Origin of the sequence: Komagataeibacter sp. FNDCR2 (assembly GCF_021295395.1) — a bacterium.
Lineage (GTDB): Bacteria > Pseudomonadota > Alphaproteobacteria > Acetobacterales > Acetobacteraceae > Komagataeibacter.
Genome location: NZ_JAIWOU010000001.1, coordinates 1,878,507 through 1,898,218 on the forward strand (window position 1 = coordinate 1,878,507; position 19,712 = coordinate 1,898,218).

21 protein-coding genes and 1 tRNA gene are annotated in these 19,712 nt (G+C 61.1%); 18 read left to right on the forward strand and 4 right to left on the reverse strand.

Annotation, left to right across the window (positions count from 1 at the left end; genetic code table 11):
* Nucleotides 1–3 precede the first annotated feature (3 nt).
* From LDL28_RS08905 to LDL28_RS08915, 3 genes are read right to left on the reverse strand one after another with little or no spacing between them, the layout of a single operon-like run.
* Entirely contained in the window at nucleotides 4–468 is a 465-nt protein-coding gene (locus LDL28_RS08905) for a hypothetical protein (protein WP_233058227.1), read from the reverse strand.
* Nucleotides 468–1,526, reverse strand: a complete 1,059-nt coding sequence (locus LDL28_RS08910; protein WP_233058228.1) for an extracellular solute-binding protein — start codon at nucleotides 1,524–1,526, stop codon at nucleotides 468–470. Before LDL28_RS08910 ends, LDL28_RS08905 begins: the two co-directional genes overlap by 1 nt.
* Nucleotides 1,527–1,549: 23 nt before the next feature.
* Nucleotides 1,550–2,665, reverse strand: coding sequence for an ABC transporter ATP-binding protein (locus LDL28_RS08915; RefSeq protein WP_233058229.1), 1,116 nt, complete (start codon nucleotides 2,663–2,665; stop codon nucleotides 1,550–1,552).
* Nucleotides 2,666–2,765: 100 nt separating this feature from the next.
* On the opposite strand from LDL28_RS08915, the gene LDL28_RS08920 reads away from it, so the two are divergent.
* From LDL28_RS08920 to rfbA, 16 genes are all read left to right on the forward strand, one after another.
* On the forward strand, nucleotides 2,766–3,023 hold the full coding sequence (locus LDL28_RS08920) for a hypothetical protein (protein WP_025812492.1): 258 nt from the start codon (nucleotides 2,766–2,768) through the stop codon (nucleotides 3,021–3,023).
* Between the two features lie 40 nt (nucleotides 3,024–3,063).
* Nucleotides 3,064–3,498 (forward strand): hypothetical protein, encoded by a 435-nt coding sequence (locus LDL28_RS08925; RefSeq protein ID WP_233058230.1) that lies wholly within the window; start codon nucleotides 3,064–3,066, stop codon nucleotides 3,496–3,498.
* Between the two features lie 191 nt (nucleotides 3,499–3,689).
* Nucleotides 3,690–4,172: a MarR family winged helix-turn-helix transcriptional regulator gene (locus LDL28_RS08930; RefSeq protein WP_233058231.1), complete on the forward strand. Its 483-nt coding sequence runs from the start codon at nucleotides 3,690–3,692 to the stop codon at nucleotides 4,170–4,172.
* Nucleotides 4,173–4,389: 217 nt separating this feature from the next.
* On the forward strand, nucleotides 4,390–4,584 hold the full coding sequence (locus tag LDL28_RS08935) for a DUF1656 domain-containing protein (protein ID WP_010510087.1): 195 nt from the start codon (nucleotides 4,390–4,392) through the stop codon (nucleotides 4,582–4,584).
* A 28-nt stretch (nucleotides 4,585–4,612) separates the two neighbouring features.
* Nucleotides 4,613–5,524, forward strand: coding sequence for an HlyD family secretion protein (locus LDL28_RS08940; protein ID WP_025812489.1), 912 nt, complete (start codon nucleotides 4,613–4,615; stop codon nucleotides 5,522–5,524).
* Between the two features lie 16 nt (nucleotides 5,525–5,540).
* A complete protein-coding gene (locus LDL28_RS08945; protein WP_233058232.1) occupies nucleotides 5,541–7,058 on the forward strand; it encodes an efflux transporter outer membrane subunit in 1,518 nt (505 codons plus the stop codon).
* Nucleotides 7,059–7,255: 197 nt separating this feature from the next.
* A tRNA-Leu gene (locus LDL28_RS08950) sits at nucleotides 7,256–7,343 on the forward strand.
* 362 nt (nucleotides 7,344–7,705) lie between these two features.
* Nucleotides 7,706–8,905, forward strand: a complete 1,200-nt coding sequence (locus LDL28_RS08955) for a DegT/DnrJ/EryC1/StrS aminotransferase family protein (protein WP_233058233.1) — start codon at nucleotides 7,706–7,708, stop codon at nucleotides 8,903–8,905.
* Between the two features lie 58 nt (nucleotides 8,906–8,963).
* Complete coding sequence (locus LDL28_RS08960) at nucleotides 8,964–10,175, forward strand: hypothetical protein (RefSeq protein ID WP_233058234.1); 1,212 nt, start codon at nucleotides 8,964–8,966, stop codon at nucleotides 10,173–10,175.
* Between the two features lie 135 nt (nucleotides 10,176–10,310).
* The gene (locus tag LDL28_RS08965; protein ID WP_233058235.1) at nucleotides 10,311–10,535 is read left to right on the forward strand and encodes an acyl carrier protein; all 225 of its coding nucleotides are present in this window, start codon (nucleotides 10,311–10,313) and stop codon (nucleotides 10,533–10,535) included.
* Nucleotides 10,536–10,547: 12 nt separating this feature from the next.
* Entirely contained in the window at nucleotides 10,548–11,567 is a 1,020-nt protein-coding gene (locus LDL28_RS08970; protein WP_233058236.1) for a 3-oxoacyl-ACP synthase III family protein, read from the forward strand.
* Nucleotides 11,564–12,319, forward strand: a complete 756-nt coding sequence (locus LDL28_RS08975) for an SDR family NAD(P)-dependent oxidoreductase (RefSeq protein WP_233058237.1) — start codon at nucleotides 11,564–11,566, stop codon at nucleotides 12,317–12,319. The genes LDL28_RS08970 and LDL28_RS08975 overlap by 4 nt, the downstream gene beginning before the upstream one ends.
* Nucleotides 12,320–12,324: 5 nt before the next feature.
* The gene (locus tag LDL28_RS08980; RefSeq protein ID WP_233058238.1) at nucleotides 12,325–12,945 is read left to right on the forward strand and encodes a hypothetical protein; all 621 of its coding nucleotides are present in this window, start codon (nucleotides 12,325–12,327) and stop codon (nucleotides 12,943–12,945) included.
* Between the two features lie 5 nt (nucleotides 12,946–12,950).
* On the forward strand, nucleotides 12,951–14,000 hold the full coding sequence (locus LDL28_RS08985) for an aromatic ring-hydroxylating dioxygenase subunit alpha (RefSeq protein WP_233058239.1): 1,050 nt from the start codon (nucleotides 12,951–12,953) through the stop codon (nucleotides 13,998–14,000).
* 22 nt (nucleotides 14,001–14,022) lie between these two features.
* On the forward strand, nucleotides 14,023–15,111 hold the full coding sequence (rfbB, locus tag LDL28_RS08990) for a dTDP-glucose 4,6-dehydratase (RefSeq protein WP_233058240.1): 1,089 nt from the start codon (nucleotides 14,023–14,025) through the stop codon (nucleotides 15,109–15,111).
* Nucleotides 15,108–15,983: a glucose-1-phosphate thymidylyltransferase RfbA gene (gene rfbA, locus LDL28_RS08995; protein ID WP_233058241.1), complete on the forward strand. Its 876-nt coding sequence runs from the start codon at nucleotides 15,108–15,110 to the stop codon at nucleotides 15,981–15,983. Before rfbB ends, rfbA begins: the two co-directional genes overlap by 4 nt.
* 51 nt (nucleotides 15,984–16,034) lie before the next feature.
* Here rfbA and LDL28_RS09000 read toward each other — a convergent pair whose 3' ends face one another.
* Nucleotides 16,035–16,853: an energy transducer TonB gene (locus LDL28_RS09000; RefSeq protein ID WP_233058242.1), complete on the reverse strand. Its 819-nt coding sequence runs from the start codon at nucleotides 16,851–16,853 to the stop codon at nucleotides 16,035–16,037.
* A gap of 105 nt (nucleotides 16,854–16,958) precedes the next feature.
* On the opposite strand from LDL28_RS09000, the gene LDL28_RS09005 reads away from it, so the two are divergent.
* Nucleotides 16,959–17,423, forward strand: a complete 465-nt coding sequence (locus LDL28_RS09005; RefSeq protein WP_233058243.1) for a DUF2946 family protein — start codon at nucleotides 16,959–16,961, stop codon at nucleotides 17,421–17,423.
* Nucleotides 17,424–17,542: 119 nt separating this feature from the next.
* Nucleotides 17,543–19,648, forward strand: a complete 2,106-nt coding sequence (locus tag LDL28_RS09010) for a TonB-dependent receptor (RefSeq protein ID WP_233059246.1) — start codon at nucleotides 17,543–17,545, stop codon at nucleotides 19,646–19,648.
* Nucleotides 19,649–19,712 lie beyond the last annotated feature (64 nt).

The following is a 19,712-nucleotide window of genomic DNA, read 5'->3' on the forward strand; positions in this document are numbered from 1 at the left end:
AATTCACTGCCGCGCACCCGCCGCCAGTACGCAGAGCACGATCATCCCCCCCGAGAACACGCCCACACCCGCGACCGGCCCCCCCAGCAGGGGCAGCCAGACCAGCCGGAGCCGCGCCTTCGCATCCGCCCCCAGCCCGCTGGCCGTACGGACCAGACCGGGGGGAATCCGGTCCATGACCCGCAAGATCGGCCACATGGCGGCGGGCGCGCCCAGCACGCCCTGCACCACGCTGCCCGCAACACCCATCGGCTGTGCGACAGTGGGCCACCATAACGCAAGCCATAGCCCCGGCAGCGCGAGGGCCAGCATCAGCCCGCGCAGCACGACGCAGCGCGCGGGCCATGCCCCGTGCACCACGGCCCGCACCGCCAGCACCAGCATGCACGCACCCAGCAGCCCCGCCGCCGTGCAGGCCCCGTCCAGCCCCATCAGGCCGGCAGGCCGCAGCGCCATGTCTGGCAGCATCAGCCCGCGTCCCGCAGCCAGGTGTCGAACCGCTGCGACAGGGGGGCGTAATGGGTCTGCCAGAACTGCACGTCCATGGGCAGTGCGGTGCCCGGCGCGGCCCCGGCGGGCTGCTGCGCGGCGGCGGGATAGCGGGTCAGGAAGTCGGCCTGCCGGTCGGGCTGGACAATGAAGTGCAGCAGGTTGCGCGACTGCACCAGTTGCTCCGCCGACTGGCCCGCCACGACCCCCCATGACAGGCCATAGGACAGCGCCATGTCCGTATTGACCCCGATCGTATCCCGGCGGCGCGCGGCGATGGTGCGTACCGCATCCGCCGGTGCGCTGCTCATCAGCACCTGCCCGCGTTCAAGGATACTGGCGGCATCGGCGGGCGTGGACCACCACGTTATGTAAGGCCGCAACTGGCTGAGCTTGCGAAAGGCGCGCTCCACCCCCTCCGGCGTGGCCAGCTGGCCATAGACATCGGCCGGGGCGACGCCATCGGCCATAAGCGCGATTTCCAGCGTCGTGCGCGGGTCGCGCCGCAGGCCACGCTTGCCGGGAAAGCGCACGATGTCCCAGAAATCGGCCCAGCGCGGCGCCGTCCTGCGCCATGCCTGGTCCCACGCCACCACCACCTGCGTGGTCAGCCCCGGCGCGCCGCAGCCATCGGGGTTGGCGCTGCTGCCCGCCAGATGCACGACCAGACCCTGCATGCAGGCGGCGCGGATGGTGCTGTCCTCGGTAAAGACCAGCGACCATGGGCCGCCGCTGCCCGCGTGCAGGCCATGGCTGTCCAGTTCCGCCAGGGTGCCACTCCAGACCCTGCGCGCCACCGCCTGACCGGACGCCCGGGCAAAGGGCTGGAAAAACGCCATATTCTGCGCCTGTTCCAGCCGCGAATCCATTGTCGCCACCACCAGGGCGGGTCTGGCGCGCACATGCGCGGCGGCCGCGCACGCAGGCAGCATGGACAGACCACCCACCACAAGCAGGGGGAGCAGGGCTGGATGGCGGAAACGGCAGGGCACGAACGGGGGCGCGAACTGGGGCACGGACAGGAAACGATCTTTCACACACTGTTGAGGAACGCCGGACGCTACCCCATTTCCCCCCGGAACGGAAAGGCAATTGCCTGCCCCGGCTGCCATGCCAGCAGGGCGGTCCGCCCCGGCGCCACGCGCTGGAGGGCGGCCGTGGGGGGACGGCGGGCCAGCAGTTCCTCCCCATTTTCCAGCCGGAAGCGCAGCAGCACATGGTCCCCCATCTGCCGCAGATCCGTCAGCGTCGCCTCCAGCGGCGGCGGGCCATCGGGCTCGGCGCTGACCATCATGCCGGGACGGGTGGGAAAGATGACCGCGATCTGGTCGGGGCGGATGCACAGCGTGGCCAGATGGTCCGCCGCCACGTCCGGCGCGGCCATGGCCTCCACCGGCAGGCCGCCGGGCAGGTGCGCCATGGCCACGTCATCCTCCACCGTGGCCACGCGCACCGTCAGGCTGTTGGCATGGCCGAATCCGGTGGCGACCCGGTCACAGGCCGGGCGTTCAAACAGATCCAGCGCGCTGCCCGCCTGCACGATTTCCATGCCGGACATGTAGGCGATCGTATCGCCCAGCAGCAGCGCGTCCTCACGCTCACGCGTCAGCAGCACCACGCACAGCCCGCGCGCGCGGACAAGCCGGCCAATCAGGCGGTGCATGGTCGCCCGGCTGGCGGGCGGCAGGCGCGTGAACGGGTCTTCCAGCACCAGCACGGCCGGATCCCACACCAGTGCGCGGCCGATCATGACCCGCAGCGCCTGTTCGGGCGCGAGCGTGGCGGGGCGGGCGGCTTCCAGCCCGTCCAGACCCAGCAGCGCGAGAATGGCGCTGACCCGCGCGGCCACGGCCTGCGCGCCCAGCCCGCGCGCGCGCAGGGCGAAGGCCAGGTTGGCCTGCACGTTCAGATGCGGAAACAGCGGATCCCGCCACCCCACCAGCGCGCAGGGACGCCGCGCCGCGGGCCATCGGGTCACGTCGGTACCATCGACAAGGATATGCCCGGCATGCACCAACGCATGCCCCGCAAGCATATCTGCCAGTACGGACAGACATTCGCCCCGGTCGTTCACGATAGCCAGACACGCACCCGTCCCGGCGGAAAACGACAGGTCCGGCGCATCGGGAAATGCCTTCAGCGCCTTGGCAACCAGCCTTATGGAGAAAGGAGACATGCGATAACAGAAACCTGACTGGGGGGATAAGGCGTTATAAGCGATGGTTGCCTCCATACCAGAGGATTATCGGCTTCACCCGCCATAAAAGGACAGGACAATGAGCAAGACAGACACCATCAAGCAGGTCACCCACGAAGACCTGCAGGCCCTGAAAAGCCACATTGAAAACCTGCTGCACTCCCACGGCAAGCAGGCCCTGCACGACGCCGCCGGCAAGGCGGAGCACCTGATCACCAACGCGCGTGAAACCATTGCGGAACACGCCCCCAAGAGCGGTTGCTCCCGGGTCCGCCCGCTTGTGGCTATCGCCATTTTCTCGGTGATCAGCTATTTTCTTGGCCGCGCAACGAAATAAGGCATTCTAGCCTGCTGCAACCAGAGGATATGCGAGCATCATGAGAATAGGCGAAATCGGTAAAACCATCATCGAAGGGGAACTGACCCTACGCAAGCTGATGGCAATCCGTCTTGGTCGTCAGGCCGCTTTTCTGGTTGTAGCAGCTATATTTGCTTTCTTCGCCGTCATTTCGGGCCATGGCCTGCTGTGGGCCTTCTGTTACCAGACGCTGGGCTTCAGCGCGCTTGGCGCGGCGGCGGCGGTGTTCGCGGCCGATGTGGTGGTGGTACTGATGGGGCTGGTCCTGGGGCGGCGGTCCTACATGACGCCGGAAGAAATCCGCGTGCGATTCGCCCGCGAACACGCCCTGAACGAGCTGCGGCAGACCGTCGCCCTCTCCGCCGTGGCGACGGCGGTGGCGGGCCCGCTGACCCGCCATACGGCCCGCACCCTGTGGAGCCTGTTCCAGGTCGTGACAGGACGCCGCAAATAACCGCGCGGGGCCACCGTGCCGACTCCGCGCCGGGCTATCTGGCAATGATCTACGTCATTGCCAGATAGTATCCATGCCGAAATTGCATTGGCTCACATTGTCGTTTTCTGGAAACGTGCGGCGGACGGATATACTAAGCACGCGAATGGTTTGCATGCTTCATAACTGTATGTCCCCGCTGACGGAACAGAATGCCCGATCTGGAGCGCAATGAGAAAGAACTGTCGTTTGGTCGTCGCCTCGCCCGGCTGGGTGCGGCATGGCGGCGGCAGGTCGATCACGATCTGCGCGAATATGGCCTGACCGAGGCGACATGGCGGCCGGTCCTGTACCTTGGCCTGCTGCCGCCGCCCGTCCGCCAGACCGATCTGGTGCGCGCGCTTGAAATCGAGGCCCCGTCCGTTGGCCGCCTGCTTGACGTGCTGGAACGCAGCGGGCTCGTCTTCCGCTCCCCCGACCGCGAGGACAAACGCTCCAAGCTCGTCAGCCTGACGGAAAAGGGAGAGCGCACCGCGCGTCAGGTCCGCCACGCGGTGGAAGCCGTCTCGCGCCGCCTGCTCCAGGGCATATCCACCCCCGAACTGCTGGCGTGCTATTCGGTCTTTGAACGGATCGAGGCCAATCTGCACAACCGGAGCTTCCAGCCGGCCGAAATGGCGGGAAGCCGGTCATGACCCCTGTTTTTCGCACTGCCGCCATAGGCATGCGCCCCACTGGCGGCTTCCATGCCGCGCGGCACCGGGTGTCGGCATCTTTGCGCCCTGCCGGCATTGCCGGTTTCTTCTGGTCGCCCGGTCAGCTACAGATAGCGATGCAGGGGGGCGAAAGCCGTCATCGCCCGTCCGCGCCTGATTCTCCTTCAACGGGACCGTTCCGAATGAGACCCGCCTGATGCTGAGCGAATTCAATCTATTCGGTGTCTTCATGGCGCCGATTGTCGTCTATGCTGTCGCCGCCCTGCCCGTCACCATGCTGCTCCGGTCCCTGCTGTGGTGGTGCGGCATCATGAAATGGTTCTGGCATCTCGCCCTGTTCGAGGTCGCGCTTTACACTTGCGTCCTCTGCCTCATGATCCTGTACATCTGACCGCCCCAAGAAGGTTCGAGAAATCCCCATGCCCCTGCTGCGCACCCTCATCCGTGTGGTCCTGACCCTGGCGGTCGTGACGATGGCCATCGTCATGGGAGTCACCTTATGGGACACCTACATGATTGCTCCGTGGACACGTGACGGGCGTGTCCGTGTCTATGTCGTGGACGTGGCGCCCGAAGTCTCGGGAACGGTCGTGCAGCTTCCCGTGGTGGACAACCAGTTCGTGCACCGGGGCGACCCCCTGTTCGTGCTTGACCCCGTGCGTTTCCGCCTGGCCATCCGCGAGGCGCAGGCCCGCCTTGACGGCGCGCTGGAAGACCTGAAGCTCAAGCAGAACGACGCACGCCGCCGCATGGGGCTGGGTGGCATCGTCTCGGCGGAAGAGCAGGAAGTCTTCAACTCGAACGTGGCGACGCAGATCGCCTCGGTCGATGCGGCGCGCGCGGCCCTTGACCTGGCCAAGCTGAACCTCCAGCGCTCCATCCTGTATTCCCCGGTCAATGGCAACATCACCAACCTGAACCTGCGGGTGGGTGATTACGTGACCGAGGGCCATGCCCGCCTGGCCGTGATCGACGCCGATTCCTACTGGGTCAACGGCTATTTCGAGGAAACGAAGATGTGGGGCGTGCACGTGGGGGATGAAGCCCGCGTCAAGCTCATGGGGTACAAGGACATCATTCCGGGCCATGTGGTCAGTATCGCCCGTGGTATCAATGACCAGAACGGCAAGCCCGACGGGCTCGGGCTGCAGGATGTCAGCCCGATCTTTACATGGGTGCGACTGGCGCAGCGTATTCCGGTGCGCATCCATCTCGACCATGTGCCTGACAGCGTGACACTGGCGGCGGGCATGACCGCCACGATCAGCGTGGGTCCGCAGGCCCGTACCCAACGCGGCCGTCTGACGACATGGCTGCAAGACCATCTGTAAGGCGCCGGGCACGATCATGAACATCAATTCAGTTACCCGCAGGACCGGCCTGTTCCTGACTTCGGCCATTTTCCTGGCCGGCTGCACGGTCGGGCCACGGTACCAGCCGGACCGGATGAAACCCCCGGCCAAGTTCACCGAGGACGATCACGCCGCAACGCCCGAGGAAATCGAGGAAACCAACAGGGAACTGAAGCAGTGGTGGCACCTCTTCAAGGATCCTGAACTCGACAAGCTGGTGGATAAGGCCATTGCGGGGAATTACGACCTGCAGGCGGCCGGGCAGCATATCCTGGCGGAGCGCGCGATCCGCGACGTGCAGGCATCGCAGTGGTATCCGCAACTGGATGCCGACGCGGGCGGCGGTAACGTGCGGTATTCGATCAACATCGAAAACTGGCCCATCCGTCCGGGCAACCCGATGAACCACCCGGATGCGAACTACCTGACCTATGGCATGGCCGGTAGCTGGCAGCTTGATGTCTTCGGCCGCATCCGCCGCAGCGTGGAAGCGCAGAAATACGCGGTCGAGGCGACGATCGAGGATCGCCGCGCCCTGATGGTCATGATCCTGTCCGAAGTGGCGAGCGATTACATGATGCTGCGTGACCAGCAGCTACGGCTGGAAATCGCGAACAACAACATCCACGTTGCCCAGGACGCCTATGACCTGACCAACCGCCTGTACCTTGAAGGCGTGGGCAACACGATGCAGATCGCGCAGGCCAAGGCGGAACTGGATTCCCAGACTGCGGCGCGTGAACCGCTGAAGACCCATATCTCCCAGATCACGCATGCGCTTGACGTGTTGATGGGGCAGATGCCCGGCACATCGGAACTGGAACTGAAGGTGGCCAAGCCCCTGCCCATCGTGCCGGAATTCCCCGCCAGCCTGCCGTCGATCGTCCTTGCCAACCGTCCCGACATCCGCTCGGCCGAGCGCCAGTACGCCGAGGCCACGGCACGAATCGGCATGGCGGTGGCGCAGCTTTACCCGAATTTCAGCATCCCCATCAGCTTCAACCCGAACGCCTCCATGATGTCGCAGATGACGGAAGCCGCCACGATGAGCTGGCAGTTCCTGATGATGGCGTCGCTGCCGCTGATGCATGGCGGCAAGATGACATCGCAGGTGCGCGCGGTGCAGGCCGCCGCCGAAGCCAGCCGCCTGAACTATCGCCAGACCGTGCTCAGGGGCTTCAAGGAAGTCGAGGACGCAATGGCCGCATGGCATGATGATGAGGAACACACGGAACTGCTGGCCAAGGCGGCGGAAGACAGCGCACTGGCCAGCGAACGCGCCCGCAAGCTGTATGCGGCCGGCCTTGTCGGCTTTCTGGAAGTGCTGACAACGGAACGCACCACCCTGAACGCCCAGAACGCCGAGGCCATGGCGCGGCTGGAGCGGCTACAGGATGCGATCAACCTCTACACCGCCCTTGGCGCGGGATGGCAGGGTATCGCGCTGACCAATACGACGCTGCCCATCTCGCTTGAAAAACAGAACGTGCTGGCCCGCGCCTTCCAGCAGTAAGACGCTGTTTGAAAATAACTGACTGATAAGAAAAAACAAAAACCTCCAAGTACCGCCTTTTTTCACTCCCCTTTCCTGACCGGCCTGCCGCAAACCGGCGGGTTGGCCGGGGGCGGCAATTCACAGCCGCGCATTTTCAATAAAATCACGACCGCCAATTGTTCTGCGCCCCACATGTGCTAAACAGGGCGCGTTACGCGAGCTTGGCGGAATGGTAGACGCACGAGACTTAAAATCTTGCGCCCGCAACAGGGCGTGCGGGTTCGAGTCCCGCAGCTCGCACCAACAATCCATTGAAATTTATGGTAATTCCCCGGATGCGGGGCAACAGGGCCATTTCCCATTCGCCACTGTGGAATGGGAACAGACATGTGCCGCAGTCCCTGCGTGCGGCAATGCCGCACGACATTCAGGGCAGGCTTCCGTTTCACTTTACAAAAAACCATCGGGAAAGATTTGAAATCCACGGAAGGGGCGCCAGACCTTCCCCCGTGGTTGACACCGTCAGCCATAAAGCCATACTGCAAGCATCAGGGGGAGTTTGGGATGGTTGACTTCTAGAATAGCTTCCGAATTCAGGCACGTACTTGGCAGTGGGACCAGCAGACGTCTCTTTTTGGCACAATATTCACGAAAGAGAATTACTCTTGGCCACTCAGCCCATTGACCTCAAGGATGACAGTTCGGCATTCCAGGCGTCCAGTACGACCATTCGCAGTCTTGCCCCACACCGCCCCGATCATATTGATATTCCTGTGGCACTGCCCCGGTTGCCCACGACGGATTGCATAACACCGTACCTGCGCCAGATCGACCAGAACCGTTGGTACACCAATCAGGGGCCCCTGTGCGATGCCCTGCAGGACCGGCTGGGCCAGTTCTGGGGGGTGGGATATGAGCGGGTCGCACTTGTAACCAACGCAACCACCGGGCTGAGCCTTGCCCTTCGGGCGCATGGCATTCCGGCCGGTACACGTTGCCTTATGCCATCATGGACATTTACAGCCAGTGCGGCCGCTGTCGTGGGCGCGAACCTGCGGCCGCATTTTGTCGATGTCTGCCCTGCCACATGGTGCCCTGATCCAGCCCGGATTGAACATCTGGCCAAAGCCGATGATGTAGGGGCCATTTTCATCGTCGCTCCGTTTGGCGCGCCCCTTGACCTTGACCTGTGGGACGGCATAGCCGAACGCACGGGCCGCCCGGTCATTATTGATGCCGCGGCCGCCTTCGACACCCTGCGCGACCATGGACCCATGCGCCCCCGACGCAGCACAATTGTGGTCAGCTTGCATGCCACCAAGGTTTTTGGCCTTGGCGAAGGCGGTGCGGTGCTGACACATGACCCTGCCCTGGCCGAACATGTGCGTACACTGGCCCGTTTTGGATTTGCGGGCAGCCGATCAGCCCAATACCCGGCCATGAACGCCAAAATTTCCGAATACACGGCCGCAGTTGGACTGGCGGGGCTGGATTACTGGGAACCGATGCGCGCCCGGTGGCGCAATGTCACGGAACTCTACCGCAGGGCCCTACCCTCCAGCGTGATACTTCCGCCGGATTTCGGCAATAACTGGGTGTCGGCCACATTGACCGCCATCTGCCCCACGGATGCCGGACCCGTAACCGGATACCTCGCCGCGCATGGTGTGCAGACGGTTTCATGGTGGGGAACAGGCTGTCATACCCAGCCGGCATATGCGCACTGTACCCGTGATCCCCTGCCTGTTACCGAAGACTATGGTCGGTGCTCTGTCGGGTTGCCGTTCTGGCAGGATTTAAGCGCCGAGCAGATTACCTATGTATGCGACCTTCTTAACAAAGCACTGAAGCTGGGAAATACATGATTTCCTGAAATCTGTTTTTGCCTGACCTGACACTATTTTCTACACGGATCTTTCAAGCATGTCTTCTCCCCGCAATATCGTCGCATTTGTAGGTGAAAACGAAAACAATATTCTCCGCCAGTTCAGTCATGATTTCATGTCCTTTCTCGACCCTTCCAAGTTCAGGGGGCATGTGGTCAACCTGCGGGGTCCGAACTGGAGTGATCAGCTTAACGGCCTGATAAACGAGGGTATTGCCTTGGGGTGGTCCCAGGCCGGCATTGGGGCCTCTCTGGAAATCAATAACGAAATTCTATGGGATACGCTGAAAGTCCCGTTTGTTTCCGTTATGGCGGACTCACCGTGCTGGTGCGTGCGGAACCACTTCATCCGCTCACGTTATGTCGCCAATGCTTATGTATTTCCCGAGTGGCTGAACGTGCAGAACCGCTTTGTACGCTCTCCCCAGCTTTCCACACTTATCGAGCATCTTGGCATTATCCCCAACCTGAAGCGGGACGCCATCGCGTGGCGCGACCGGCCGCAGCGCATGGTGTTTGTCAAGACTGGCGGCAACCCGGAACTGCGCCGCGAAAACTGGCGGCACCTGCCCCCCCGCTGGCGCGCCATACTGGAAGACGCCAGCAGCACCGCCATAAAGCAGCCAACAGGCGATATTACGGACACCTATGTCAGCGCCTGCGCCAGCCACCATCTTTCATCCGAGCACAGGCTCGATATTTTTTATAGCCTGATGTATGAACTTGACCTGTATGTGCGTGAATATCGCATGAATACCGTGGTCAGGGCGCTGCTGGACCTGCCGGTGGACATTTACGGGCGTGGCTGGGACCATCTGGCCTCTCTGGCCACAAAGGCACGGTTCCATCCTGCTTTTGACGCAACCCTTCTTTCCAGCGTTTACGCTGGCACGCAGTTCCTGCTGAATACAACGCCCAATTTTGCCTCCAACATTCATGAACGTGTCGGACAGGGGCTGGATTCACGTTGTGTAGTCGTGTCCGACCAGAACAGGTTTTCCAGGGAGAATCTGTCGCATATCCCAACTTTTTACGGCTTTGACAGCACGGATCCAGCCCTGAAGGACCAGTTGCATTCCCTGTATTATACCCAGAAAGATTATACAGAAGAAACGCAGATCGGTGTTGATTACATTGCCAGGAACTTTGACTGCTCGAGATTCATGCAATCTTTGCTTGATATAGCGCATGAGATCCAGATATCCGCCCAGTTTGCGTCTGTATTTCCGCCAGCACTGCTGTACAGTTGAACCAGCGCGTCCAATGTGCCTTTGTCCTTGTATCGAACCTGGGCAGGAAAAAGGAACGGTTGACAATATCAAGAATTATTCAATAATATAATTCCATCTTTTTACAAATAACAACGCACCCCGAGATTAAATATTATGCAAAACCTATACGAAGGCCTTGCCGAAATTCTGGAAGTTCCCGTTGAACAGATCACGCCAGAATTCAGTCTTGCCGGGCATGAGTGGGATTCAATGGCGATCATTTCCTGTGTTGCCCTGATTGATGAAGTCTCCGGTCATATTGTATCCGGCTCGGAACTGGCGAAATGCACATCCGTAGCCGACATTCAAAAACTTGTCCCCTCGCTAAGGGCAGAATAAAGGCTTTCCGTCATGTCGAAATGTTCCGTCAAAGGTGTGGCGCCCCGAGGTATTGTCTGCGCCCTCCCTGCAAACCGTGTGGAGAATGACTATTTCGCGGGACGTTTTGATGAAAAAACCATTAAGGATGTTACAGCACTAACCGGTGTATCCACCCGCTACGTGGCAGCACCCGACCAGACGGCGGGCGACCTGTGCCTTGCCGCAGCCGAGCGCCTTCTGGAAGACCTGCAATGGCCACGTGAAAGCGTGGATGCGTTGATTTTCGTCTCCCAGACCCCAGACCAGCGTATGCCTGCGACAGCCTGCATTCTGCACGGGCGGCTTGGCCTGTCCAAGAACTGTCAGGCATTCGACGTGGGGCTGGGATGCTCGGGCTACGTTTATGGGACGTGGCTGGTTGCGGCCCTTATGGCTGCTGGCGTGCGCCGTGTCCTGCTGCTGGCGGGAGATACCAGCAGCCGCATGATCAACCCGGACGACCGAAGCACGGCCATGCTGTTTGGCGATGCCGGGTCCGCCACGGCCTTTGAACATGACCCCGACGCCGCGCCAGCATATTTTGACCTTGGGACAGATGGCAGCGGCGCCAACTTCCTGACTGTCCCCGGTGGTGGCTTCCGCCCTTCTGATAAACAGGATCCCAAGGCTGATACGCTGCATATGGACGGTAGTGCCGTTTTCGGCTTTACGATCAGCACCGTACCCAAACTGATCAAGGCCATACTGGTGCAGGCCGATCTCACGAAAGACAATACTGATCTGTTTGCCCTCCATCAGGCCAACCGCTTCATCCTTCAGCATATTGGCAAAAAGCTTGGTCTTTCCGCAGAGCAGCTTCCGATCAATATTGATAAGTTCGGCAATACCAGTTCCGCTTCCATTCCGTTGCTGATCTGCACGGACATGGCCAAACGGATAACAGCACAACCCATGACCGTGCTCATGGCCGGATTTGGTGTAGGTCTGTCCTGGGGGGCTGCCATATTCAAAGATGTCCAGTTGCAATGCGCGTCGGTAATAGAAATATGATTTTTACGTCCTCGGCGCTTGAGGGACGCACCATTCTGGTTACCGGTGCGTCCTCCGGACTGGGGCGGGCAACCGCACACCTGATTGCCCAATGCGGTGGGCGGGTTATTGCAACCGGACGCAACGGGGAACGGCTGGCCGACACGCTTGCGGCCCTGCCCGGCTCCGGGCACACCATGATTGTCGCAGCGCTGGAAACGGCCGAAGGCACAACGGACCTTGTTGTAAAAGCCGCCAGGAATGCCAACGGGCTTGATGGCGTATTCCACTCCGCCGGTCTCGAACTCAGCCGCCCGGCCCGGCTTGTAAAACAGAAACAGATCGACGCTGTTTTCAATGCGGCCCTTTTTGGCGCGATCGGCATTGCGGCCGCAGCAGGCAAGCGCGATGTATTTCACGCTGGCAGTTCCATCGTTTTCATGTCCTCTGCGGCGGCGCATCGCGGCCAGCAGGGGCTAAGTACCTATTCCGCCGCCAAAGCCGGCATCGAGGGGCTGACCCGCTCCCTTGCGTGGGAGCTGCGTTCCATCCGGGTCAATGCCATTGCGGCTGGCGGTGTAGAGACCGAAATGCATCACCGGCTGTTAAACGGTCTTTCCGAACATTCGATATCCGATTATGAACGCGCACATGCACTGGGTTTTGGCAAGCCGGAGGATGTAGCCTCAGCCGCCCTGTTCCTGCTTTCTCCCGCAGCGGCATGGGTTACTGGAGCCGTCTGGGCCGTGGATGGCGGCTACACAGCGGGATAACGGACATGACGGAGTATATTCTTGTTGGCGGGGGCGGTTTTGCGCGGGAACTGTACGACTGGTTTACCCCATCACTGACCGCCTCGGGCAGCCGTTTTATCGGGTATCTGGATGATGGCTCCGCCCCTATGCAGGCCTATGGGCATACGCTCCCGCAGCTAGGCCGCATTGTTGATTACAGGCCCAACCCCGCCCACCGTCTGGTCATGGCAGTCGGGTCGCCCGCAGGCAAACAGAAAATTACAGGCATACTGGGCACACAGCAGTTTGCATCGCTCATTCACCCCACCGCATGGGTTTCTGCCTCTGCCTGCATCGAGACGGGAGCTGTCATCGGGGTTTTTGCTGATATTTCAGCCAATGCAACTGTACGGCAATTTGCGACAGTCAATGGCTATAGCAGTGTTGGCCATGACGCGGAGCTGGGTCCCTATGCCACACTGTCCGGTTACGTGGATCTTACAGGAAACAGCAAGGTTGGCACGGCCTCCTTTATCGGTTCCGGCGCCCGCCTGCTGCCTCATGTACATGTGGGAGAGCGCTGCACCGTGGGGGCAGGTTCCATAGTAGTGCGTTCCACCCAGAATGACGTGACCATGTATGCTCCTCCAGCCCGCAGGTTGTGATGTTCATGCCTCCTGAAATTGATGGTTATCTGGCCCGTACATTCTGGCATTGCGTCGCACACCGGTCCGAACTGCCAAATGACCGGGACTTTCTGCGGCTTGAATGGATACTGGGCGATCTTATTTTATATAACGACATGGGCACCATTATTGCATTCGACAATATATGTCCCCATCGCGGCAATCGGTTCCTGCCAGAGCATGAGGGCAACGCACCCCTTTCATGCACATATCATGGCTGGGGATACAGGGGAGGCAAACTCCGCATTCCCAAACCGGATTCCTACAAGCCATGCGATCTGAAGCGCGTACGTCTCAATAGCTTCCATACGGCGTGGTGCGGGGATTTTCTGTTTGTCGCCATTGCCCCACGAACGGATCTGGCTACGCAACTGGGTGGACTGGCGGATATTCTGACAGGCATGTCGCACGATATTTCCAGACGACATGCACGTATTGGCTATCCCTATGAATGCCAGTGGCGTGTTGCCGTGGAAAACGCACTGGAACCGGACCATGTGCCTTTTGTACATTCCGATACGCTCGGCTCCCTCCAGCTAAAACCTGGCCATAACGCGTATTATGAGCGTAATTCGGTTTTAAATGCGCCCATAGGAAACGAGCGCATAAAGCGTGGATTGAACAGAATTTCCCGTTTCTTTGACGTTCAGCATAACGAAAAGTCATATATAGCGATTTTTATATTTCCATTCTCTTTTTTATCAAGCACATTTGGCTATACTTATTCCCTGCAGAATTTTTTTCCGTCCCGTAACGGACGGCATACGCATTTTACGACCCGCATGTTCCATTCCAGACTCACATCAACAGGGGAAAACGAGGCTATCATTAAGCCTTTTCTTGCGGGCGTAGAAAAATTAAACTCTCAGGTATTTCAGGAAGATAGCGAAATATGTAAAAATATTTCGCCTGATTTCCCACTGGATGGCATGAACAGTATCCTCTCGACCACCGAAGAAAAGATTGCCCATTTCCGCAAATGTATTGAAGACATCAAAAAAGAACAGTCCCCAAGTCATACAGCTCACGCGTGACAGACGCATAGGCAGATCGGCAATGCGTATTCTCCTGACCGGCGGGTGTGGTTTCATCGGTTCCGCGGTAATCCGGCATCTCATCGGCACGACCCGCCATAGCGTGCTCAATGTTGACTGTCTGACCTATGCGGCATCACCCGAAACGGTCCAGGGCGTCCGGGGGGACGGTCGTTACATATTTTCGCGCACGGATATTACGGATACGGCCGGTCTGGAGCGCCTGTTTGCTGATTTCCAGCCCAACGCCGTCATGCATCTCGCGGCCGAAACCCATGTGGATCGCTCCATAGACGGGCCGGATGTATTCATACGCACCAATATCACCGGCACCTACTCCCTTCTGGAGGCGGCACGCAAATACTGGCAGACGCTTGGCAGGGCGGAACGTGACGCCTTTCGCTTCCATCATATCTCCACCGATGAGGTATTCGGCGCCCTGGGCCCCACCGATCCGCCCTTTACCGAAACCACGCCCTACGACCCGCGCAGCCCCTATTCGGCCAGCAAGGCCGCGTCGGATCATCTGGTGCGGGCGTGGCATCATACCTTCGGGCTTCCCACCTTCGTTACCAATACGACCAACAATTATGGTCCATGGCAGTTTCCCGAAAAGCTGATCCCCCTGACAGTCATCAACGCCATTGAAGGCCAGGAACTCCCGTTATACGGCACGGGTGCGAATATACGGGACTGGCTGTTCGTGCAGGATCATGCCAGGGGGCTGGTTCAGGCCATGGAACAGGGGCGCCCCGGTGAAACCTATATTCTGGGCGCGCGCCAGCCGCGCAGTAATCTGGAAGTGGTCCGGACCATCTGTAGGGTGCTTGATGAACTGCGCCCCGACCCCGCAGGCCCCCGCGAACGCCTGATCCGCTTTGTTGCTGACCGTCCCGGGCATGACTTCCGTTATGAAATCGACCCGTCATATACCCAGGAACGTCTGGGCTGGACCGCGACGCACAGTTTTGAAGACGGTATCCGCCGTACGATCATGTGGTATCTGGACAATCGCCACTGGTGGGAGGCCATTCGTGCGCGCCGCTATGCTGGCCACAGGCTGGGCCAGAAGAATTGTGCCGTCATTGCCGAAGGAACAGTGAATTCATGAAGGGTATCCTTCTGGCCGGGGGAACGGGAACCCGCCTCTATCCCCTCACGCTTGCAACCAGCAAACAGTTGCTGCCGATCTATGACAAGCCGATGGTCTATTACCCTTTGTCCACGCTGATGCTGGCGGGGATCCGGGATATCATGATCATCAGTACGCCGCAGGATCTTCCCCAGTTCCAGCGCCTTCTGGGTGATGGCGGGCAGTTTGGATTACGGATCGAATACCGTGTGCAGGCCGCGCCAAACGGTATTCCGCAGGCGTTCCTCATCGCTGAGGACTGGCTGGCCGGGAGCCCATGCGCGCTGGCGCTGGGTGACAACCTGATTTTCGCGGACCGCCTGAGCACCATGCTCCAGCAGGCCGCAACGCAGGATCAGGGCGCCACCGTATTCGCCTATCAGGTGCGCGACCCGGAGCGTTATGGTGTCGTCACCTTCGATGCGAACGGCAAGGCCACGGAAATCATAGAGAAACCTGCCTCTCCCACCTCAAGCTGGGCGGTTGTCGGCCTGTATTTCTATGACAGCCGCGTTCTGGACTTTGTGCGTACTTTACGGCCCTCGGCGCGGGGGGAACTGGAAATCACGGATCTGAACCGCGCCTATCTGGAAGATGGCAGCCTGAGAGTACAGCAACTGTGCCGGGGGTGCGCATGGCTGGATGCCGGCATGCCTTCCAGCCTTCTGGAAGCCAGCCAGTTCGTCCACACCATCCAGACCCGACAGGGTATGCTGGTGGGCAGCCCGTCTGAAATTGCCTTTCGGATGGGCTATATTACCGCCCGACAGCTTGAGGAACACGCCCTGCGGATGGGCAAGACGGAACTGGGCCATATCCTGCTTTCCCTTGCCCGCCAGCAGGAACTATAGAACACGGCAGGCTTGCGTGCCGCCTTTTTTCAAAAAGGCGGCATTACCGGATCAGTGGCCCTGGGCCTGATGCAGATGGAACATGACCGGCAGCACCACATGCCTGCCCTCCACTGTACCGCTCTCCATGGTGCATTGCACCTTGCGCGCGGCCGCGAGGGCGGTGCTGTCGAGGTCATCATAACCCGTGCCGGTTTTGAGAACGGCCTGCGTGACCTGCCCGGTCGCCCCTAGAGTCAGCTCAACCATGGCGGTTCCTTCCTCATGCATATGCCGGGCCATTGCCGGGTAACGCCACGCGGGCGGCGTGCAGTGCAGGGTTGTCGATGACGGGCCGGATGGGGCCGTGGCTTCCGGTCGGGCCGCGGCGGCCGGATGGTCCGGTCCCGCCTGCCCGCTCTTCATGCCCGCCCTCGCATTTGCGCCGCCCTGAACAGGTGGTGGGGATGTCGGGGCGGACGGACGGGCTGCTGCTGGCGGTTCCTGCGCCGCGCGGCGTGTATTGACCGGCGGCGTGCGCGAAACGGCAGGCCGGGCTACGGGCTGTGGCTGTGGCTGTGGCTGTGGCTGTGGCTGTGGCTGTGGCTGTGGCTGTGGCTGTGGCTGTGGCTGTGGCGTAGCCGCCATGGGGGGAGATGCAACCTCCGGCCGGTCAAAAAAGACCTGAATGGCGTTTTTTCCCTCTTCGGGCTCATGCACCCGCGTATGGCCCGGCAGCAGCCACGCCACGACCACGCCATGCACCAGCAGGGCAAGCAGGATGGCCCACCCGATGGCCATGCCACGCCAGCCCCGGCCTTCCATCATGACGGGGCGCAATACGGGCGTTCTGTGCGTCGTCCCGTCCTGCTGCTGCACGGTTCCACCCATTATGGCTGTGGGGCCTCCATCCGGATTTGACAAAAAATAACGCACATCCGATAACACACTCCGGTTACCATCCCGATCTTACAGCCAGAAAGAACCAGTTCAATCATGGGCCACGCCCGCCACCCCTTTCTGCACGACAGACCCGTGATCCGCTGGATCATGGTGCTGTGCGCGTGCCTGGGGCTGTGGGGGCAACTCCTGATCGAAAGCCGCAGCCTGCCCGGTGAGTTGCCGCGCGCGACCATCATACGGCTGACGGGCATCGACATTGCCCCGCCCGCGACCGAAGCGACCGCGCCGGAACATCCCGCGTTCCATCATCATACCATGATGGACCGCATGCCGGAGCACCGGCATGAGACCGGGGGCCATACCGGCCACGACCATGCCGAAGGGTGCCCGCTCTGCCCGCTTCTGCACCTGCCCGCGCTGGTCCTTGCAACCCTTCCCTTCATCCCCAGCCCGTCCGTCGTCGGGGCGCGCGACAGGCATGAACCACGCCAGCCGCGCGCGCCGCCGCCCGCACCGCTGGGGCTGCCGCCTTCGCACGGGCCACCTTCTATTTCCTGAACCCCTGATCCGCCGCATGCCTGCACGGGCATGCGCATCCCGGTTTCCTGTTCAGGACATGAAAAGTGACATCGAAAAAAAGAACAGCCACGCTGCTTGCCGTGGCTGCTGGTGGCGGCATGCTGGCCACCGGCCTGTGCCATGACGTGGCCCATGCCGAAACCACCGTAACCCTGCCCGGCCTGTCCATTGACGACTCGGCGGAAGACACGCCGATGGGCGAACGCCCGCTTTCCGCCAGTTCGCCCTCGCAGGCGCAAACCACGGCCGCGCGCCTCAGCAGCCCCGATGCCGTCAGCCTGTTTCGCGACCAGCCCGGCGTCAGCGCCTATTCGGCGGGGGGGCTTGCGGCACTCCCGGCCCTCAACGGCATGGCGGATGACCGCGTGGCCACCGTGGTCGATGGGGTGCGTATCGCCTCGGGTTGCCCCAACCACATGAATCCGGCGCTGTCCTTCATCGACACGGACAGCGTGGAGACCGCGACCGCCATTGCCGGGATCACACCCGTCAGCATGGGCGGTGACAGCACCGGCGGCACCATCGACGTGGAACGCCGCGACCCGCAATTCGCCAGACATGGCAGGATACTCGTCACCGGCCACGTCACCGGCACCTATCGCAGCAACGGCGGCGGCTACGGCGCCTCAGGCAGCCTGACGGTGGCGAACGACACCTTCAGCCTGCGCTACAACGCCGCCTACAGCCAGGCGGGAGACTATAACGGCGGGGGTGACGCCGGGATCGTGCGCTCCACCAGCTACCTGACCTACAACCACGATGTGACCTTTGGCGTGCACAGGGACAACCACCTGTTCTCCCTGACCTTTGGCCAGCAGGACACCCCGCGTGAGGGATTCGCCAACCAGTACATGGACATGACCAACAACCGCTCCACATTCGTGAACGGCAAGTATGTCGGCACGTTCGACTGGGGCGAACTGGAAGCGCGTGGTTACTGGCAGCGCGAGGACCACGCCATGGACTTCCTGCCCGACCGCCAGAAAACCACCCACATGCCCATGAACACCAATGCCCGCATGGCGGGCTACAGCGTAAAGGCCACCATCGCGCTGGCCGAGCGGCATACCCTGCGGCTGGGCAGTTCGTTCGACCATTCCGGCCTGAACGACTGGTGGCCCCCCGTAAGCGGGAGCATGATGATGGGGCCGGACACCTATCACAGCATCAATGACGGCCACCGTGACCGGCTGGGTCATTTCGTGGAATGGGAAGCGGCATGGACGCCGCGCGTCTCGACGCTGCTGGGCTTTCGCAACGATCTGGTCATGATGGATACCGGCCCCGTCGCCCCCTATTCCACCACGCCGTCCATGATGAACAACGCGAACATCAATGCCGCCAATGCGTTCAATGCGCTGGACCGGGGGCGGACGGATGTGAACTTCGATGTCACGGCCCTTGTGCGCTGGAAGCCGCGCCGCGACCTGTCGATCGAGGGCGGGTACGCCCGCAAGACCCGCTCACCCAACCTGTACGAACGCTACGCATGGGGCCAGTCCGCCATGGTCAGCAGCATGATCAACTGGTTTGGCGACGGGAACGGCTATGTCGGCAACCCCGACCTCAAGCCGGAAGTGGCCAATACCGCCTCCATCACCGCCGACTGGCACGACCCCGATGGCGACCGCTGGGACCTGAAAATCCAGCCCTATTACACCTATACCCATCATTACGTGAACGCGCAGCGCCTGGCCCCCGCCGCCAACGGGTTCTACACGCTGGGCTTCGTCAACCATAACGCCCAGAGCTACGGCATCAACGCATCGGGCAATTACCGCCTGTGGCGCAGTGCACGCTTCGGGCGCGGTGAGATCGTGACCAACATCAACTGGGTGCGCGGGCAGGACCTGACCAATGGCGCGGGGCTGTACCACCAGATGCCCACCAACGGAAACGTGGCGCTGCACGAACAGTGGAAAAACTGGACCGGCCGGGTGGAAATGACCTTTGTAAAGGCCAAGGACACGGTGGACTGGGTGCGCAGCGAACCGCGCACGCCCGGCTATGCCCTGCTGGGGCTGGGGGGGCAGTACACATGGCGCTACATGACGCTGGACGCCAGCATAGACAATGTTCTGAACCAGAAATACGAACTGCCGCTTGGCGGCTGGTCGCTGGCGGATTCCGCCGCCACGGGGGTGCTGCGCGCCCTGCCGGGCATGGGGCGGTCGTTCAATGTCAGCCTGACCGCCCGCTTCTGACCCCTGCGGCGGCATAAGGAGAGAAATTCCCCTTGCGGGCAGGGCGGACGCCCACGGCCCGCAT

Bases quoted from the DNA above. Each gene is read 5' to 3' on its own strand.
- LDL28_RS08905 (WP_233058227.1), bottom strand. From the start codon at position 468: ATGCTGCCAGACATGGCGCTGCGGCCTGCCGGCCTGATGGGGCTGGAC.
- LDL28_RS08915 (WP_233058229.1), bottom strand. From the start codon at position 2,665: ATGTCTCCTTTCTCCATAAGGCTGGTTGCCAAGGCGCTGAAGGCATTT.
- LDL28_RS08920 (WP_025812492.1), top strand. From the start codon at position 2,766: ATGAGCAAGACAGACACCATCAAGCAGGTCACCCACGAAGACCTGCAG.
- LDL28_RS08925 (WP_233058230.1), top strand. From the start codon at position 3,064: ATGAGAATAGGCGAAATCGGTAAAACCATCATCGAAGGGGAACTGACC.
- LDL28_RS08930 (WP_233058231.1), top strand. From the start codon at position 3,690: ATGCCCGATCTGGAGCGCAATGAGAAAGAACTGTCGTTTGGTCGTCGC.
- LDL28_RS08935 (WP_010510087.1), top strand. From the start codon at position 4,390: ATGCTGAGCGAATTCAATCTATTCGGTGTCTTCATGGCGCCGATTGTC.
- LDL28_RS08940 (WP_025812489.1), top strand. From the start codon at position 4,613: ATGCCCCTGCTGCGCACCCTCATCCGTGTGGTCCTGACCCTGGCGGTC.
- LDL28_RS08945 (WP_233058232.1), top strand. From the start codon at position 5,541: ATGAACATCAATTCAGTTACCCGCAGGACCGGCCTGTTCCTGACTTCG.
- LDL28_RS08960 (WP_233058234.1), top strand. From the start codon at position 8,964: ATGTCTTCTCCCCGCAATATCGTCGCATTTGTAGGTGAAAACGAAAAC.
- LDL28_RS08965 (WP_233058235.1), top strand. From the start codon at position 10,311: ATGCAAAACCTATACGAAGGCCTTGCCGAAATTCTGGAAGTTCCCGTT.
- LDL28_RS08970 (WP_233058236.1), top strand. From the start codon at position 10,548: ATGTCGAAATGTTCCGTCAAAGGTGTGGCGCCCCGAGGTATTGTCTGC.
- LDL28_RS08975 (WP_233058237.1), top strand. From the start codon at position 11,564: ATGATTTTTACGTCCTCGGCGCTTGAGGGACGCACCATTCTGGTTACC.
- LDL28_RS08980 (WP_233058238.1), top strand. From the start codon at position 12,325: ATGACGGAGTATATTCTTGTTGGCGGGGGCGGTTTTGCGCGGGAACTG.
- LDL28_RS08985 (WP_233058239.1), top strand. From the start codon at position 12,951: ATGCCTCCTGAAATTGATGGTTATCTGGCCCGTACATTCTGGCATTGC.
- rfbB (WP_233058240.1), top strand. From the start codon at position 14,023: ATGCGTATTCTCCTGACCGGCGGGTGTGGTTTCATCGGTTCCGCGGTA.
- rfbA (WP_233058241.1), top strand. From the start codon at position 15,108: ATGAAGGGTATCCTTCTGGCCGGGGGAACGGGAACCCGCCTCTATCCC.
- LDL28_RS09000 (WP_233058242.1), bottom strand. From the start codon at position 16,853: ATGGGTGGAACCGTGCAGCAGCAGGACGGGACGACGCACAGAACGCCC.
- LDL28_RS09005 (WP_233058243.1), top strand. From the start codon at position 16,959: ATGGGCCACGCCCGCCACCCCTTTCTGCACGACAGACCCGTGATCCGC.
- LDL28_RS09010 (WP_233059246.1), top strand. From the start codon at position 17,543: ATGCTGGCCACCGGCCTGTGCCATGACGTGGCCCATGCCGAAACCACC.